We start from the raw sequence: 18093 nt of genomic DNA on the forward strand, positions 1-18093 counted from the left end.
GGTAAGGAAGTGGAACAGATGAAATTAGAAGAGTTTGATTTTCATTTACCAGAGGAATTGATTGCCCAAGTTCCTTTGGAAAACAGAGAAGCTAGTAGATTGATGGTATTGGACAAGGACACAGGAGAAATTCAGCATGATGTGTTCAGCTCCATTACGGACTATGTAAAACCGGGTGATTGCCTTGTATTGAATGATACGAAGGTCCTCCCAGCAAGACTTTATGGTAGTAAAGAGGAAACAGGCGGGAAAATTGAAGTTCTCTTGTTAAAACAAGAGAGTGATGATGTTTGGGAAACCCTTGTCAAGCCTGCAAAAAGAATAAAAGTGGGATCGACCGTCGTGTTTGGAGATGGTAAGCTAAAGGCTGTCTGCACAGGTATACTTGAACATGGTGGACGGATTATGAAATTCCAATATGAAGGCATTTTTTATGAGATTCTGGAGGATCTTGGCGAGATGCCATTACCTCCTTACATTAAAGAACAGCTTGACGACCAGGATCGCTACCAAACCGTTTATGCACGTGAACGCGGTTCTGCAGCAGCGCCTACGGCTGGACTTCATTTTACGGAACATTTGCTTGAAAAGCTGAAAGACATGGGTGTTCATATCGCTTTCATTACCCTTCACGTCGGACTGGGAACCTTCCGTCCTGTGAGTGTGGACGATATTGACAATCATGAAATGCATTCGGAATTTTACCAAATGACCGAGGGCACAGCGCGTTTATTGAATGAAGTGCGAGCAAGTGGTGGTAAAATCATCACGGTCGGCACCACTTCGACGAGAACGCTAGAAACGATTGCTTCCCGTAATGACGGTGTCTTCAAGGAGGAAAATGGTTGGACAAGCATTTTCATATATCCTGGATATGAGTTCAAGGGGACTGACGCAATGATCACGAATTTCCATCTGCCAAAATCAACGTTAATCATGCTGATTTCTGCACTTGCAGGCAGGGAAAATGTTCTCCATGCCTACGAAACGGCAGTGGAAGAAAAATACAGGTTCTTTAGTTTTGGAGATGCGATGTTAATCAAGTAATATAAGAGTGATAGGCTCTTGAAGGGAGTTATTGCGTTGACTGCAATACGATATGAGTTAATCAAAACATGTAAACAGACTGGGGCACGGCTAGGCCGCGTTCATACACCACACGGTACTTTCGAGACACCTGCATTCATGCCGGTTGGAACGATGGCTACTGTCAAAACGATGTCACCTGAAGAATTGAAGCAAATGGGTGCAGGCATCATACTTAGCAATACGTATCATTTATGGTTGCGTCCGGGGCATGAAATCATTAAAGAAGCTGGTGGACTGCATAAGTTCATGAACTGGGATCGTGCGATATTAACCGATTCTGGTGGTTTTCAGGTGTTCTCTCTAAGTAAGTTCCGTCAAATTGAGGAAGAGGGAGTCCATTTTCGAAATCATATCAATGGCGATAAGTTATTTTTATCTCCTGAAAAGGCTATGGAAATTCAAAATGCACTAGGTTCAGATATCATGATGGCATTCGATGAATGTCCTCCATTCCCGGCTACTGAAGAGTATATGAAGAAGTCGGTTGAACGGACATCACGCTGGGCAGAACGTTGTTTAAATGCTCATGAACGTCCTAATGATCAAGGCTTGTTTGGTATCGTTCAGGGTGGGGAATTTGAACATCTTCGTAAACAGAGTGCAAAAGACCTTGTTTCCCTTGATTTCCCGGGTTATGCTATTGGGGGATTATCAGTTGGTGAACCTAAGGATATCATGAACCGGGTACTGGAGTTCACTAGTCCATTATTGCCAACGAACAAACCTCGTTACCTAATGGGGGTTGGGTCACCAGATTCATTGATTGACGGTGCAATCCGCGGCGTTGATATGTTTGACTGTGTATTGCCAACACGAATTGCCCGCAATGGTACGTTGATGACAAGTACTGGCCGCTTAGTTGTGAAAAACGCGAAGTATGCACGTGATTTTGGTCCTATTGATGAAAATTGCGATTGCCATGTTTGTAAGAATTATAGCAGGGCATATATTCGCCACTTGATTAAATGCGAAGAAACGTATGGTATTCGTTTAACGACTTACCACAATCTTCATTTTCTGTTAAACTTGATGGAACAGGTCAGACAAGCTATCCGAGAAGATCGCCTTGGAGACTTTAGGGAAGAGTTTTTCGAACAATATGGTTTCAATGAACCTAATGCGAAAAACTTCTAATCCATAAATACTTTTAAAAAATGAAAGGAGTGAATATAAATGGGTGGTTTAACACAATTACTTCCGTTAATCTTAATGTTCGTATTGTTCTATTTCTTACTTATCCGTCCGCAACAAAAACGCGCCAAGACTACACGAAACATGCAAGAGAGCTTGAAAAAAGGCGATAAGGTTGCTACTATCGGTGGAATGCACGGCACAATCGATGCAATCGATGAGTTGAAAATCGTTATTAAATCTGCAGACGGTTCAAAATTAACTTTTGACCGTGCAGCAATCCGTGAAATTACGGAAAGCGCACCAGCTAGAGAAGTACAGTTATAAGACAGACAAAAACCGAGCCTTGTGCCCGGTTTTTTTTGTTTTTAATTTGTCCGCGATTCTGAACTCATATTTACCCCCAGTACTCCTCCCATCATGGCAGTAATGACAAAGCAGCCATAATAAATCCACTGTTTCAAGGTGAATAGTGCATCATGTCCCAAATATTGAAAAAGGAACACGACTAAAAGATACAGTAATCCCGTACTACCACCTAAGAATAATCCCTGTTTCTGACCCTTTCCTCCTGAAATGAAACCGCCAATGAACAATGAGATAAAGGATACAATCATGATTACGTATGTCAGGGATGATTCCGTCAATGATGTGAAGCGAAGAAGGATGGAAAATAGAAAACTTGCAATCACAGCTATGGCAAAGATGGAGCCGACGCCATAGAGTACGGCGACACTCATTTTTTTTGATTCGATGATTATTCCCCCTTTTTAAAAGGCTGGATCGACTAGCCTGTTGATGTGTTTGTACAAGCATATTCCACTTTTATGCGCTTTAGACCAGCTTTAGGGAACCTTATGGGGATTTTACAAAAAAATTGAGTAATTAATCGTCTTCCCAGCCATGATAATGGTGAAGGAAGTGTCTTACTATGGAAGATTATTTAAGCAGTGGTTTAAAAACTCTATTTGTTTATTTATTCATTTTGTTCCTTTTCAGGTTGATGGGAAAACGAGAGGTCGGGGAGCTTAGTATCTTGGATTTAGTGGTATCAATCATGATAGGTGATATAGCAGTGTTGGTACTGGAAGAAAATGATAAACCATTTATAAGAACAATCTACCCGATGTTTGTCCTTGCAATGGTACAAATCGCCTTGGCCTTCTTTTCATTGAAGAGTGTAAGGTTCCGTTATCTCATGGATGGCCAACCACAAATCATCATCAACCAAGGCAAAATAGATGAGAAAGTAATGAGAAGCCAACGGTATAATTTCAATGATCTGTTGACGCAACTTCGCGAACAGGGTATCAGTGATTTGAATGAGGTGCAATTTGCAATCCTTGAATCTTCAGGGAAGCTTTCCGTCATTAGAAATAGTCAAGGTAAAAAGTCAAAGGGTATCGAGACGCCATACCCGCTTATCATCGACGGACAGATGCAGGAAAAAAATCTAGCATACATAGGAAAAGACAAATACTGGCTTTTGCATCAGTTGAAAAAACATGGAGACCTCAATCTTAATGAAGTCTCGATTTGTGGGTACATCAATGGTCAATTCTATATTGATAAAAAAGAATCAAAGAAAAAACCAAAAGCTTGAACTTTGTTTTTTTTTATTTCCATGCAAACTTTGCCAAAAAAACACCGATGAAAGGGATGCGAATCAAATCCGCTTTTTTAATGCTGCCAGTCAATAACATGAAAAAGGCGAAGAGTATGAACAAGACTATCACGGAGAGCAATAACCGCGATCCCAGAGGCTGAGAGGCAAGTGGGAATTGGTAGATATAATAGCCTCCAAATCCGGAAACTAAAGCAATCACTAAAGACAGCATATAGCTCCGAAAATGGAGCGTAAATGGAACAACTTTTAAAACGGTGGAAAAATGAAGGAAAGTAACGAGCATAGATCCGACGGCTATCCCGATTGCCGCTCCCATGATACCGAAGTTTTCCTTTGAAGCCAGAAACCAGATGACGCCAATCTTAATGATGTTTCCAGCCAAGCTATTAAACATGGCGGCTTTTGCAAGGTCAAGTGCCTGAAGCATGGACTGAAGTGGATATTGAAAATAGAAAAGGATGAAAAAAGGCGCTAGAAATTTAATGAATACAGCTGCATGAGAAGAACCATACATCACTTGTAAAATAGGTTCCGCGAAGATGAAGAGTGTGACGACAGATAAACAACCCGTTATGAAGGTGATTTTCAACGCTTGCTGAAGCCGGTGTTCCACTAGCAGATAATTTCCTGTTGTCCGGGCTTCACTCACTGCAGGTACGAGGGCTGTAGCCAACGAAGCCGTTACAAAGGAAGGGAGCATAAGAAGCGGCAAGGCATACCCTGTCAGCTCCCCATATTGGCTAGTTGCTGCAGCGGCGGTCACTCCGGCAAGGGCTAAACTTTGAGCTACGACAATCGGTTCCAAAAACCAGGAAATCGATCCAATCATCCGGCTTCCTGTCGAGGGGAGGGCGATTCCCATCAATTCAACGAACGTGCTCTTTCCTGATTTCACATTTTTGAAGAATCCTTTTCGAAATTTAAAATGCTTCTTGAATTTAAAGCTTGTTAATAAGTACACGAGCGAAACGAGCTCGCCGATAATCGAGGCAAGCATCGCCCCGGCTGCAGCATATTCAATTCCGTACGGTAAAAAGGCCTTTGTCAGAACTGCGATGAATGTGATCCGAGCCACTTGCTCAATCACTTGTGAGAAAGCAAATGGTTTCATATTTTGTTTGCCTTGGAAATATCCGCGCAGCACAGATGAGATAGCGATGATGGGAACGATAGGGGCAATTGCCATCAGTGGCCAAATCGTCCGTTCGTCCGTGAACAAGTGTTCAGAAAGGAATGGCGCTGACAGTAACATGGCCGGGGTGAAAATCAACGATAAACCAAACGTGCAAGACAAAGAAACAACCAGGATCTTCTTGATTTTCCGTTCATCACCCCTGGCGTTTGCTTCTGCTACATATTTAGATATGGCAATCGGCAAGCCCAATTGAGTAATGTTGATAACAAGGAATAAGGTCGGCAGTGCCATCATATATAAACCAACACCTTCTTCGCCGATGAAACGGGCAATGACAATGCGGTTGATGAATCCAAGAACCTTTGTGATCAGGCTTGCCATTAATAAAATCAGTGTCCCTTTTAAAAATTTAGACATTGAACTCCCTCCCTGCCTTCTCAAAAAAGCGGATATACTATACAATTATCTATATGCTTGTACTTGGACAAAGCATGACAAAAGTGTTTGTGTTCTCTCAAATGATTGAATCTCTTCTAAAGAATGTACGCATCCAATTGAGAATCATTTTAATGGAGGCAAAGTGATGAAGAAAAAAAGTCATCCGTATCAGAGCTATTATTTAAAGGTTCGTCCATTCCTGAAAAGCAAATGTGAAGAGTTCGAAATGATTGGATTAGAGGCAGTCACCGAGGAGGACCTATGGAGTACATTAACGGACATGAAGTGGAAGCGCCCCCAGGAAGGCGTGCACCTTCACGAACTAGTTGCGGACATCGTTACTTTTTCCAGCAATCAGTTCATGTCATTTCAAATGGTCCAGGCTTACAAGTCACCGAATCTATTCGCCCCCCTTTCTGAAGAAGAGTTAAAAGAGCTTTTGAAAGAATAAAAGAGATTTATATACTTAAATTGACAGCCGTTTATAAATGAATCATAATAGATATGGTTATGCTTTTTTTTGGAAAAAAGCATGAAGAACTGTGCCTTTTTTCTTAAAATTAAAAAGCAAACTAGCTCATTCATGAAAAAATAAGCAGTTATTTATACTCCAAGAACAGGCGTAATAAAGAAAGGGGCCTACTACATAATGGTAAAAAGAAGCAGAATCGTTGCGTTTTTTCTAATCGTCCTTTTGATTGCCGCAGCGATGGGAACGACTTCAAAAGGAATCCTTGGGAATATCAAGCTTGGTCTTGACCTTCAAGGCGGTTTTGAAGTGTTATATGAAGTTAAACCGCTTGACGGGGAAAAAATTACCCAGGATGTTTTGAGCAGTACAGCGAGTGCGCTCGATCGGCGTGTCAATGTACTCGGGGTCAACGAACCTATCATCCAAATTGAAGGGAAAGATCGGATCCGTGTTCAGCTAGCGGGTGTTCAAGATCAAAATAATGCCAGGGAAATTCTTTCGACCCAGGCGAAATTATCCTTCCGTGATTACAATGATAAAGAAATGATGACAGGAGCTGACCTGAAAGAAGGCGGCGCTAAGCAAACGTTCCAAGATAATAAGCCTGTCGTTGAAGTCACATTGAAAGATGCAAACAAGTTTAAAGAAATCACTCAGAAAATTTCCTCAATGGAAAGCCCAACGAATGTACTGGCTATCTGGTTGGATTTTGAAGAAGGAAAAGACTCCATTAAAAAAGTAGATTCACAGGACAATATGATTTCCGCACCAGCTGTCAGTGAAGTCTTCAGTACTAATAAAGTATTCATAACGGGTCAATTTACGGTAGAAGAGGCGAAAGAGCTTGCCGGATTATTGAACGCAGGTGCCCTACCCGTTGACTTGAAAGAAGTGTACTCCACTTCCGTTGGGGCCCAATTTGGTGAAGGGGCTTTGAATGATACCATTTTTGCCGGCATTATCGGAATTGCACTTATTTTTATCTTCATGCTTGTGTATTATCGCTTCCCAGGTTTCATTGCGATCGTCACATTGAGCATTTACATTTTCTTAACGCTATTAGTCTTTGATTGGATGAATGCGGTTCTTACGTTACCTGGTATAGCCGCTCTAGTACTCGGTGTAGGGATGGCAGTCGATGCCAATATCATCACCTATGAGCGAATCAGGGATGAGTTGAAACTTGGACGATCTGTGAAGGCAGCCTATGCAGAAGGTACGAAGAACTCACTTAGCACAATTATGGATGCTAACTTGACAACATTGTTGGCCGCAGCCGTACTATTCTTCTATGGGACAAGCTCGGTTAAAGGGTTTGCCACAACGTTGATCATTTCCATCTTAATGAGTTTTATCACAGCCGTATATGGTACACGTCTTTTCATGAGCCTTTGGGTGAAAAGTGGGTTCCTGGACAAACGGAAATCTTGGTTTGGCGTGAAGGAAAAATACATTCACAATCTATCCGAGAAAATCGATTTAATGTCATTGCCAACTCGCTTTGATAAAATCGACTTCGTAAAACATCGGAAAGCCTTTTATGGCATTTCAATCGGGGTTACAATCATCGGGATCATTTTCTTGTTCGTATTCAGATTGAATCTGGGCATAGACTTTACCAGTGGTACCCGCATCGAAATTGCTTCAAAAGAGGCATTGACAACTGAACAGATTAAGAGTGAGATGGACAAGTTCGATATTGACGCGAAGGATATCAGGCTTGCCGGTACAGATAATAAAAATGCTGTCGTTCGTACGGTCGGTGTCCTTGATAAACAGGAAATCGCCGAATTGAAGGACCACTTCAATAAAGATTATGGTGCCGAACCTAATGTCAGTACCGTCTCTCCAACGGTCGGAAAAGAACTTGCCAAAAATGCCATGATCGCGTTACTGATCGCATCACTCGGTATTGTCCTTTATGTATCAATACGCTTTGAATGGCGGATGGCTTTACCGGCTATCGTAGCTCTTATACATGATGCATTCTTCATCATTACGATATTCAGCTTGCTTCGCCTGGAAGTGGATATCACATTCATTGCGGCAGTGCTGACGATTGTTGGTTATTCTATTAACGATACAATTGTTACTTTTGACCGTATCCGTGAGAACCTTCGATTTAGCCGTAAGGTCAAAACGGTCGAAGAGCTTGAGAATATTGCCAACATCAGTATTAGACAAACGTTGACGAGATCGATCAATACGGTCTTGACCGTTCTTGTTACAGTAGTAGCGTTAGCGATATTCGGAAGTGATGCTATTCGAAACTTCTCAATTGCATTATTTATCGGTTTATTATGTGGCGTATACTCGTCCCTACTGATTGCTTCTCAGTTCTGGCTCGATTTAAAAATCAAAGAATTGAAGAAAAAGGGACCACTGAATACAGCAAAAGAAAAGAAACAGAGTATGGAAGGTCAAGTTTAATAACTGAGAGGAGGCTGGCATAATTGCCGGCCTTCTTTTTTTTCTGAACAATAAAGTCTATAATATAAAATTGAAACCAAACTTGTGATTTTGTATAATAAGTAGGTTAAGGGGTGAATGCATGTTAAAGCCAAAAACTCGGTGGAACGTAAAATCCGTCGATGAAAATAAAGTAGCCATACTAGCCGAAGAGCTTCATGTGACACCTTTGGTTGCGACATTACTAGTGAATAGAGGCCTGGATACCATTGAAAGTGCCCGTTCCTTTCTATTTGTAAAAAATCAAACTTTCCATGATCCGTTTTTAATGAAAGATATGGATAAAGCGGTATATAGAATAAGAGAAGCGATTCAAAATAAAGAGAAAATCAGGATTTTCGGGGACTATGATGCTGATGGTGTTACGTCCACAACGGTCATGATGACGACATTGACTAAACTAGGTGCTGATGTCGATTTTTACATTCCCAACAGGTTTACAGAAGGATATGGACCGAACCCGATGGCTTTCCGTCTAGCGGCGGATCAAGGGGTCAAGGTATTAATAACCGTCGATACAGGAATCTCTGCAGTGGAAGAAGCGAAGCTAGCGCAAGAACTGGGCATGGATTACATTTTGACGGATCATCATGAACCGGGTCCTGTCTTGCCTGAAGCTCTTGCCATCATTCATCCTAAGCTGGATGATAGCGACTATCCTTTCAAAGATCTTGCAGGCGTAGGCGTTGCTTTTAAACTGGCACATGCCTTGCTTGGTGAAATGCCCGAAGACCTGCTGGAAATTGCAGCAATTGGTACCATTGCTGATTTGGTCCCATTACAAGGGGAGAACCGTCTGATTGCTGCAAAGGGAATCGAGCAGCTACGGGTGACCAAACGTCCAGGATTACTAGCTTTGATGAAAGTGGCGAATATTCAGCAAGAAGCATTGAACGAAGAATCAATTGGATTTGGGATGGCACCTCGGATCAATGCTGTTGGTCGCCTTGGAGATGCCGATCCAGCTGTCGATTTACTGATGTCGGATAATCTGGAAGAAGCAACGGAGCTTGCTGTTGAAATTAATGATATCAATAAAGAGCGTCAAACGATGGTAGCGTCCATGGCGGAAGAAGCCATTCGGGAAGTGGAGGAAAACTATCCGCCTGAGTCCAATGGTGTACTTATCATTGGAAGGGAAGGCTGGAATGCTGGGGTAGTCGGTATTGTAGCCTCTAAGCTGGTAGAACGCTTTTACCGTCCAACCATTGTTTTGAGTTTCAATCAGGAAAAGGGACTTGCCAAGGGATCGGCCCGGAGCATAGCCGGTTTCGATCTTTTCGAAAGTCTATCTACTTGTCGTGAACTATTGCCACATTTCGGTGGACACCCTATGGCTGCCGGGATGACATTGAAAATCGATGATGTTCAAGAGTTGCGGGACCGTATGAACCAGATTGCGGGCGAACAGCTTAACGAAGAGGATTTCACACCAGTCACCAATCTAGATGGAGCGACGACCTTAGCAGAAGCCTCCATCCAAACGATTCAGGAAATGAGTTTGCTTGCGCCCTTCGGTGTAACGAACCCAAAACCCAAAATCTTGATAGAGTCTGTCCAGCTTGCAAGCGTGCGGAAAATTGGCGCTAATCACAATCACTTAAAAGTGCAGCTAGAAGATAGTGAAAACCATAAACTTGATGGAGTGGGGTTTGGTCTTGGCCACTATATGGATGAGATTGCTCCACATGCAAAAGTTTCACTCATTGGGGAACTTTCCATTAACGAATGGAATAATATCAAAAAGCCGCAAATCTTTGTCCAAGATATAGAAGTCGACCATTGGCAACTTTTCGACTATCGAGGTAAAGGACAAGCTGAAAAATGGATCGCCGATATTCCGGCATATAATCGGAAAATCGTTATTTTCTCTGAAGATACGATTAAATCCTATCCTTTTTTACAGCAACATCCGGATCTTGTCTTTATCGAGAATGAAGAAGATGCGTTGCTACTAGATTGCCATGATGGACATGTCGTATTTATGGACATGCCACCATTCCGCAACCTTTTGAAACAGGTGGTTGAAAACAAAAATCCAGCACGTATTTATGCCCACTTTTCCCATGTGCAGGATCATTTTTTGAGTACGCTCCCGACACGGGATCATTTTAAATGGTTTTATGCGTTTCTAGCCAAAAAGGGTCCACTTGATGTAAAAAGGTACGGGGATGACCTTGCAAAATATCGCGGCTGGTCAAGAGATACAGTAGATTTTATTTCTAAGGTGTTTTTTGAGCTCGATTTTGTTACAATAGACAATGGATTAATTATGCTCACGACCAACCCGAAAAAACGCGATTTCAGTGAATCTGTTTCATTTAGAAGAAAGAAAGAACAATTTGAGCTCGAGCAAGAGCTAGTTTATTCTTCCTATCAGCAATTATTCGATTGGTTCAATCATATATTGATTCATGAGGCAATAGACCTTGAGGAGGAAACAAAGCAATGGATTTAAAGCAATTTGTAACGATTGTGGAAGACTGGCCAAAACCGGGTGTAATTTTCAAAGATATTACAACATTAATGGATAATGGTGCCGCTTATAAATACGCAACAGATCAGATCGTCGAGTATGCTCGCGATAAAAAGATCGACTTAGTTGTGGGACCGGAAGCGCGCGGATTTATTATCGGCTGTCCAGTCGCGTACTCATTGGAAGTGGGATTTGCACCAGTGCGAAAAGAAGGAAAGCTTCCACGGGAAACAATCAAAGTTGAATACGGCTTGGAATATGGCACGGATGTATTGACCATCCATAAAGATGCCATTAAACCTGGCCAACGCATCCTAATTACCGACGATTTGCTAGCTACTGGCGGTACAATCGAAGCAACGATTAAATTAGTCGAACAACTTGGTGGGATTGTAGCAGGTATTGCATTCCTTATTGAATTAACAGACCTAGATGGTAAAGATAAATTAGAAGGTTATGATGTTTTAACATTAATGACTTTCTAAAAAACAAGGGCACTCTGACCAGAGTGCCCTCTTTTTTTACGATTTTCACTGATTTTGTCGAATTTCCAATGAAAAATTGAAGCATTCTAAAGAAAATACATGTTTTACCCTTTACATCCTTGCATTTTTTTTCGATAATAGTAATAATAAAGAGTTTTTCTTCTAATAAGTTTATTTGCACTTGCATCCGTTTAGACGGATTTATTTTTTTTGGCAAATCATGTAGGCTTTTGCTGAAAGAAGGAAAGTCTTACCAATCATACTCAATCCGGACGAAAAATATCCGGTGGCAGTTAAAGTGGGGTTAAGGTGATTAAATGGCTAATGATCAAATATTGACTGCCGAGCAGGTTGTAGAACGGGCCAGCTTATATCTTCAGCCGGAAGAAGCTGAATTTATTCATAGAGCTTTTAAATATGCAGAGCACGCTCACCGAGAACAATTTCGTAAATCGGGAGAGCCGTATATTATTCATCCAATTCAAGTCGCTGGTATACTAGTTGATCTGGAAATGGATCCTGCAACTATTGCCGCAGGTTTTTTACATGATGTTGTTGAAGACACGGAGATAACGTTAAAGGATATTGAAGAAAATTTCAGTCCTGAAGTAGCCATGCTCGTCGATGGCGTAACCAAATTAGGAAAAATCAAATATAAATCACAGCAAGAACAACAAGCGGAGAATCATCGGAAAATGTTCGTTGCGATGGCCCAAGATATCCGGGTCATTTTAATCAAGCTTGCCGATAGATTGCACAACATGCGGACATTGAAACATCTTCCGCAGGAAAAGCAAAGAAGGATCTCAAACGAGACTTTGGAAATCTTTGCACCGCTCGCACACCGTCTAGGAATTAGCACGATTAAATGGGAGCTTGAAGATACCGCTCTACGGTATTTGAATCCGCAACAGTATTACCGCATCGTCAATCTCATGAAGAAAAAGCGTGCGGAACGAGAAGAGTACTTAGAAGAAGTCATTGAAGAAGTGCGTAAAAATGTTACGGAAGTCCATATAAATGCCGACCTTTCCGGCAGACCGAAACATATTTACAGTATCTATCGTAAAATGGCTCTCCAAAACAAGCAGTTCAGCGAAATTTATGATCTGTTAGCGGTTCGAATTGTGGTGAACAGCATCAAGGATTGTTATGCGGTCTTAGGTATCATTCATACATGTTGGAAACCGATGCCTGGCCGATTCAAGGACTATATCGCGATGCCAAAGCCAAATATGTATCAATCCTTGCATACGACGGTAATCGGGCCTAAGGGCGATCCACTTGAAGTGCAGATCCGTACATCCGAAATGCACCGCATTGCCGAGTTCGGGGTAGCTGCTCACTGGGCTTACAAAGAAGGAAAAGATGTTGATGAACAGCCATCCCTAGAGGAAAAATTGACATGGTTCCGGGAAATTCTAGAATTCCAAGATGACGCTACAAATGCCGAAGAATTCATGGAATCCCTGAAAATCGATCTTTTCTCCGATATGGTGTTCATTTTTACACCTAAAGGCGACGTAATCGAGCTTCCATCAGGATCTAATCCCATCGATTTTGCTTACCGTATCCATTCGGAAATCGGTAACAAAACGATAGGTGCCAAAGTGAACGGGAAAATGGTGCCGTTGGATTATAAGCTGAAAACAGGCGACATTATTGAAATTTTGACATCCAAGCACTCATATGGACCTAGCCAAGATTGGCTTAAACTGACACAAACGTCTCAGGCAAAAAACAAAATCCGCCAATTTTTCAAAAAGCAACGCCGTGAAGAAAACATTGAAAAAGGCAAAGAACTTGTTGAAAAAGAAATCAAGGATATGGAATTTGAATTGAAGGAAATCCTGACTCCGGAAAATATCAAGCGCGTGTCGGATAAATTCAATTTCCTAAATGAAGAAGATATGTATGCAGCAGTCGGCTACAACGGGATTACGGCCCTTCAAGTCGTCAATCGCCTTACTGAAAAATGGCGCAAGCAGAAGATGATCGAGCAGGAAGCGGATATTACAGAAGCAGTATCCGATCTTAAAACCTTCCCTAATTCATCGAAAAAACGTGACTCTGGGGTACGTGTGCCTGGCATTGATAATCTGCTTATCCGTTTATCAAGATGTTGTAACCCGGTTCCCGGAGATGAAATTGTCGGTTATATTACAAAAGGACGTGGAGTGTCCGTTCATAGACAAGACTGTCCTAACTTGGAAAGCGGCGAATCAGATCATCGACTCGTACCTGTTGAGTGGGAAAGCAGCATAAATGATCGTAAGGAATACATTGTTGAAATTGAAATCAGTGGATATGATCGTCGTGGTTTATTGAACGAAGTACTACAAGCGGTCAATGAAACGAAGACAAATATATCAGCGGTTTCGGGCAAGTCAGACCGCAATAAAGTGGCGACCATCAATATGTCCATCTATATTCATAACATTGCTCATTTACAAAAGGTCGTCGACCGTATAAAACAAATACCGGATGTCTATTCCGTAAGAAGGATTATGAACTAAGGAGTTTTTATCACTATGCGTGTTGTTCTACAACGATCCAAAGCTGCCAAGGTTGTTGTGGCAGACAAGACAATTGGTCAAATCGATAGGGGACTTGTGCTGTTAGTCGGAGTTACCCATGGGGATACCATGGATGACGCCGTCCAACTGGCAGAGAAAATCGTCCATCTTAGAATCTTTGAAGATGAAAATGAAAAAATGAACCATTCACTGCTTGATGTTGGTGGCTCCATCCTTTCCGTTTCACAATTCACCTTATACGGCGATTGTCGAAAAGGCCGTCGCCCAAATTTCATGGATGCTGCCCGTCCTGAAGAGGCAAACGTAATCTATGAATGTTTTAATGAAGAGTTACGTAAACGAGGCGTGCATACCGAAACAGGCCAGTTCGGTGCCATGATGGATGTCCAGCTCACCAATGATGGTCCAGTTACACTACTATTGGAAAGTAAAAAATAAATCCCTGCTAATATGCAGGGATTTATTTTTTTATACAGGAAAGCCGAGATTCCATTAGGAACTCGGCTTTTTATCATTTGAAATATCTCGCCAAACCATTGTAGATGGCGGACGTGACGGTTTCTTGGTATTCGTTCGTGGTAATTGTCAATTCGTCGACAGGATTACTTAAATAGCCTAACTCAATGAGTGTAGCAACACGCTTGTTTTCACGGATCACATGATAATCCCCATAACGGTAACCACGATTAGGGACCTGCATGGTGGAACCAAGCGAATTCGCAATGGAAGAGGCCAAAGCCTGTTGATAGCCGTGATAATAATAGGTGGTTATCCCACTTGTAATCTTGTCGATGGTGCTATCATAATGGAGGCTGACGAAGGCATCGGCATTATGGATATGGGAGATGCTGACACGTGAAGGGAGCGCTACATACGTATTGGAACTTCTTGTGAGAATGACTTTTGCCCCGGCTGCCTGTAGCTTGTCCCGAAGCAGCTCAGCCGTTTGAATCGTCAAGTTTTTTTCAAGAGTTCCTCCTACACCAATGGTTCCACTATCCCTGCCACCATGACCTGGATCAATGACGATGACTTTGTCTTTAAGATACTTCTCGACACCTGCCCGGTTGACTTGCTCGGCATCTCCTTCAATGTTAACAATCCAACCGGCTACATAGGCAGTTTTCCCATTTTTAATTTTAATGGAGTACCAATCTCCTTCCATCCCAAGAACGGAGAATGTTTCGCCCGCATTTACTTGTCCGATGATTTCAGAGCTAGTATTTGGTTTACTTCTCAATATCGTGCCATCATGTATGGTTGTAACTTTACTGCCTTTGATATGCTGGTTCTTTTTCTTGGCGGTTTGCCCCGCATTCTCAATTTCTAAGTACCAGCTTACGACCCACCCTTTTTTTGTATCGGAAAGTTGTAGCTGTGTCATTTGTCCTTTTTGTTGGAGGATTGGATAGGTCTCGTCCTTATTTACCGAACCGATGACTTTGCTATTTAAAGAGTCCTTTTGCCGAACATTTAAACCAGTGGCTGTTATTTTGGCCATCGTAATGCCTTTCGTGATTTTCTTTGTATCATCTTGATCATTACCTAGTTCTATGTAAGATTCGGAAACCCAACCCTTTTTTCCTTGAAAGTCAATTTGGGCCCATTCATTATGAATTTGATAAACGGTTACCGAGGTATCTTTATTTAGCTTGCCTAATGAGGCACTGCTTGTAGATGGTTCTGAACGAACATTAAGCCTGTCGACCGTAACGCGTCCAATTTTCGAATCACCAGATGTTTCAATAGTATCTTGCTTCACTGTTGTCTCGGAAGCTGAAGGAAGTTGTATATAAGCGGCCGCAACCCATCCTTCGATACCATCCGTCTTGATTTGAACCCAATTTTCATTTTTTTCAAGAATGTCAACAGATATTCCCTTTGTTAAAGTATTGACGGTTTGAAAGGTAGTACCCGGTCCTATTCGGACACGGACGGAATCACCTGTTATGGTACCTTGACCAGGTTTCTCCTCGATTTGATCCGTCTCCGTATTCTTGTCCACAAGCCAATTGGCAACCCAGCCCGTTTTACCAGTCCCAATTCTTATTTCATACCAATCATCTTTTTCACTAACAATTACATATTTGTCTCCCTTTGTTAGCCTTTTGACAATGGGGTAGCTCAGTCCCGCACCTTCACGGACGTTGACCACCTCTGACGTCACGATAATTTCTCCTTCACTTTCTCCAAGTACGCGATGTACCGGTAAAAATACTGTCACCATCAGCAACAGGATAAGGGCAGTTAATCCAGATTTCCATTTCATAAGTTGTCTCTCTCCCTTTTCTGTCTATATGTATGTATTCTCGTTCAATAAAAAAATTTCCTCTTTATTTTGCAAAAAACAATTTTTTTTGGAAAGACTAAAACTAACCAAACGATGGAGGTATTTCAATGAAATTCAGTGAAAAAGCCCAAACGACTTTAAACGGAGGCAATCAACTAATTGGCGTCGACCTACGCGATTTCATTCAAAAGGAACACAGTGCAAATCTCGTTGAAATCGCATCCGAATTTGATGTTAACGTCCGTACCATTAAAAACTTGAAAAAGAATATCAATCAATAATGTTTCGACAAATTTCTTATGGAATCTTGACATTTGAAGGTAACGTCCGTATGATTATAAAATATCAGAACTATTACTGCAATAACCAATGATGGAGAAGAGTAATTAAGAAACACATGAATAAGAGAGGAAATGCCAGGGCTGAAAGCATTCCACATGATGACTTAATGAAAGAACCCTCCGTAGGCTTCACTCTGAACGATTTACTAGTAGGAGATGGACGTAAGCAGGCGTTAACTGCTTTTAAGCGGAGGCACATATTTATTTGTGTTTCAACTAGGGTGGCACCACGGGATATTCAACTCTCGTCCCTTGTAACGATACTGTTACAAGGGGCGGGAGTTTTTTGTTTGGCTAAAATAGCGTTTCGCTTTAAAGGAGGAAATAATTCATGTCGATTCAGATTCCAAGAGGCACACAGGATTTACTGCCTGAGCAAACGGAAATTTGGCAGTATATTGAAAAGACTGCACGAGAAATTTGTCAACGTTATCAGTATAAGGAAATCCGCACGCCGATATTTGAACATACGGAATTATTTTTGCGTGGTGTAGGTGATACTACCGACATTGTGCAAAAAGAAATGTATTCATTCCAGGATCGCGGCGAAAGAAACCTGACGCTTCGTCCTGAAGGGACAGCTTCTGTCGTCCGTTCTTACATTGAAAATAAAATGTTTGGTTGGGCGAATCAGCCGGTCAAACTTTATTATATTGGACCTATGTTCCGTTATGAACGTCCACAGGCTGGTCGCTTCCGCCAGTTCGTCCAATTCGGGATCGAGGCTTTAGGCAGTAAAGATCCTGGCATTGATGCAGAGGTTCTTTCATTGGCCATGAATCTCTATAAAGCACTTGGTTTGAAGAAACTGAAGTTGGTCATTAATAGCTTAGGGGATAAGGAAAGCCGGACGGCACACCGAAATGCCTTAATCCAGCATTTCGAACCACGTATCGGTGAATTCTGCGGCGATTGCCAGCAACGTCTGGAGAAAAATCCACTGCGCATACTTGATTGTAAAAAAGACCACGATCATGAATTGATGCAAACGGCACCTTCCATCATTGATTACTTGAATGATGAATCCCGCATTTATTTCGAAAAAGTGAAACAGCACTTAACTAATTTGGAAATTGAATTTGTTGAAGATCCAACACTTGTTCGCGGCTTGGATTATTACAATCATACAGCTTTTGAAATCATGAGTGATGCGGAAGGATTTGGTGCCATTACGACTCTTTGCGGTGGTGGCCGTTATAACGGGCTTGCCGAAGAGCTTGGTGGTCCGGAAACGCCAGGGATTGGCTTTGCACTTAGCATCGAACGTCTCATTGCTGCGCTGAAAGCTGAAAACGTCGAGCTTCCGATAAAACAAGGCATCGACTGCTACCTGGTATCACTTGGTGAAGCGGCTAAGGATTATAACGTCAAACTTGCTTATGATTTGCGTAATGCAGGATTCATAGTTGAAAAGGATTATCAGGATCGTAAAGTTAAAGCCCAATTTAAATCAGCCGATCGTCTTGAAGCGAAATACGTGGCGACACTCGGTGATGATGAATTGGCGAACAATAAAATCAGTCTAAAGTTCATGGAAACGGGCGAACAGGTTCAAATGGATCTTGCTACATTCGTAGAACAATTCAAAAAGCTACAGGCTTAA

15 protein-coding genes and 1 other annotated feature are annotated in these 18093 nt (G+C 41.9%); of the genes, 12 read left to right on the top strand and 3 right to left on the bottom strand.

Annotated elements, in window-relative coordinates:
* The first annotated feature begins 18 nt into the window (after positions 1 to 18).
* The 3 genes from queA to yajC are packed head-to-tail and all read left to right on the top strand — an operon-like array spanning position 19 to position 2547.
* Positions 19 to 1047, top strand: coding sequence for a tRNA preQ1(34) S-adenosylmethionine ribosyltransferase-isomerase QueA (queA, locus tag ACQKL5_RS01070; RefSeq protein WP_427606107.1), 1029 nt, complete (start codon positions 19 to 21; stop codon positions 1045 to 1047).
* Positions 1048 to 1083: 36 nt separating this feature from the next.
* Positions 1084 to 2223, top strand: a complete 1140-nt coding sequence (tgt, locus tag ACQKL5_RS01075) for a tRNA guanosine(34) transglycosylase Tgt (protein ID WP_402960514.1) — start codon at positions 1084 to 1086, stop codon at positions 2221 to 2223.
* A gap of 39 nt (positions 2224 to 2262) precedes the next feature.
* Complete coding sequence (gene yajC, locus ACQKL5_RS01080; protein ID WP_427606110.1) at positions 2263 to 2547, top strand: preprotein translocase subunit YajC; 285 nt, start codon at positions 2263 to 2265, stop codon at positions 2545 to 2547.
* Positions 2548 to 2588: 41 nt separating this feature from the next.
* Here the strand turns inward: yajC and ACQKL5_RS01085 are convergent, their stop codons facing one another.
* Complete coding sequence (locus tag ACQKL5_RS01085) at positions 2589 to 2960, bottom strand: TIGR04086 family membrane protein (RefSeq protein WP_402869831.1); 372 nt, start codon at positions 2958 to 2960, stop codon at positions 2589 to 2591.
* A 191-nt stretch (positions 2961 to 3151) separates the two neighbouring features.
* Here ACQKL5_RS01085 and ACQKL5_RS01090 point away from each other — a divergent pair, with 191 nt between their 5' ends.
* Positions 3152 to 3823 carry a DUF421 domain-containing protein gene (locus tag ACQKL5_RS01090; protein WP_427606112.1) on the top strand — a complete coding sequence of 224 codons (672 nt, stop codon included), beginning with the start codon at positions 3152 to 3154 and terminating at the stop codon, positions 3821 to 3823.
* A 13-nt stretch (positions 3824 to 3836) separates the two neighbouring features.
* Here ACQKL5_RS01090 and spoVB read toward each other — a convergent pair whose 3' ends face one another.
* A complete protein-coding gene (gene spoVB, locus ACQKL5_RS01095; protein WP_427606114.1) occupies positions 3837 to 5399 on the bottom strand; it encodes a stage V sporulation protein B in 1563 nt (520 codons plus the stop codon).
* 166 nt (positions 5400 to 5565) lie between these two features.
* Here spoVB and ACQKL5_RS01100 point away from each other — a divergent pair, with 166 nt between their 5' ends.
* From ACQKL5_RS01100 to dtd, 6 genes are all read left to right on the top strand, one after another.
* Positions 5566 to 5871, top strand: a complete 306-nt coding sequence (locus ACQKL5_RS01100; RefSeq protein WP_427606115.1) for a post-transcriptional regulator — start codon at positions 5566 to 5568, stop codon at positions 5869 to 5871.
* Between the two features lie 198 nt (positions 5872 to 6069).
* Positions 6070 to 8322, top strand: a complete 2253-nt coding sequence (gene secDF, locus ACQKL5_RS01105) for a protein translocase subunit SecDF (RefSeq protein ID WP_427606117.1) — start codon at positions 6070 to 6072, stop codon at positions 8320 to 8322.
* A gap of 121 nt (positions 8323 to 8443) precedes the next feature.
* Positions 8444 to 10819 carry a single-stranded-DNA-specific exonuclease RecJ gene (gene recJ / locus ACQKL5_RS01110; protein WP_427606119.1) on the top strand — a complete coding sequence of 792 codons (2376 nt, stop codon included), beginning with the start codon at positions 8444 to 8446 and terminating at the stop codon, positions 10817 to 10819.
* The gene (locus ACQKL5_RS01115) at positions 10810 to 11322 is read left to right on the top strand and encodes an adenine phosphoribosyltransferase (RefSeq protein WP_427606121.1); all 513 of its coding nucleotides are present in this window, start codon (positions 10810 to 10812) and stop codon (positions 11320 to 11322) included. The genes recJ and ACQKL5_RS01115 overlap by 10 nt, the downstream gene beginning before the upstream one ends.
* 317 nt (positions 11323 to 11639) lie before the next feature.
* Positions 11640 to 13838, top strand: a complete 2199-nt coding sequence (locus ACQKL5_RS01120) for a RelA/SpoT family protein (protein ID WP_427606123.1) — start codon at positions 11640 to 11642, stop codon at positions 13836 to 13838.
* A gap of 15 nt (positions 13839 to 13853) precedes the next feature.
* Positions 13854 to 14297, top strand: a complete 444-nt coding sequence (gene dtd / locus ACQKL5_RS01125) for a D-aminoacyl-tRNA deacylase (protein ID WP_427606125.1) — start codon at positions 13854 to 13856, stop codon at positions 14295 to 14297.
* Positions 14298 to 14370: 73 nt separating this feature from the next.
* Here dtd and ACQKL5_RS01130 read toward each other — a convergent pair whose 3' ends face one another.
* Complete coding sequence (locus ACQKL5_RS01130) at positions 14371 to 16128, bottom strand: SH3 domain-containing protein (protein WP_427606127.1); 1758 nt, start codon at positions 16126 to 16128, stop codon at positions 14371 to 14373.
* 128 nt (positions 16129 to 16256) lie between these two features.
* On the opposite strand from ACQKL5_RS01130, the gene ACQKL5_RS01135 reads away from it, so the two are divergent.
* Positions 16257 to 16430, top strand: a complete 174-nt coding sequence (locus tag ACQKL5_RS01135) for a hypothetical protein (protein ID WP_427606129.1) — start codon at positions 16257 to 16259, stop codon at positions 16428 to 16430.
* A gap of 79 nt (positions 16431 to 16509) precedes the next feature.
* Positions 16510 to 16746, top strand: a binding site (T-box leader).
* Between the two features lie 75 nt (positions 16747 to 16821).
* Positions 16822 to 18093 carry a histidine--tRNA ligase gene (hisS, locus tag ACQKL5_RS01140; RefSeq protein WP_427606131.1) on the top strand — a complete coding sequence of 424 codons (1272 nt, stop codon included), beginning with the start codon at positions 16822 to 16824 and terminating at the stop codon, positions 18091 to 18093.

The organism is Peribacillus sp. NPDC097675 (assembly GCF_050277655.1).
Taxonomy (GTDB): domain Bacteria; phylum Bacillota; class Bacilli; order Bacillales; family DSM-1321; genus Peribacillus.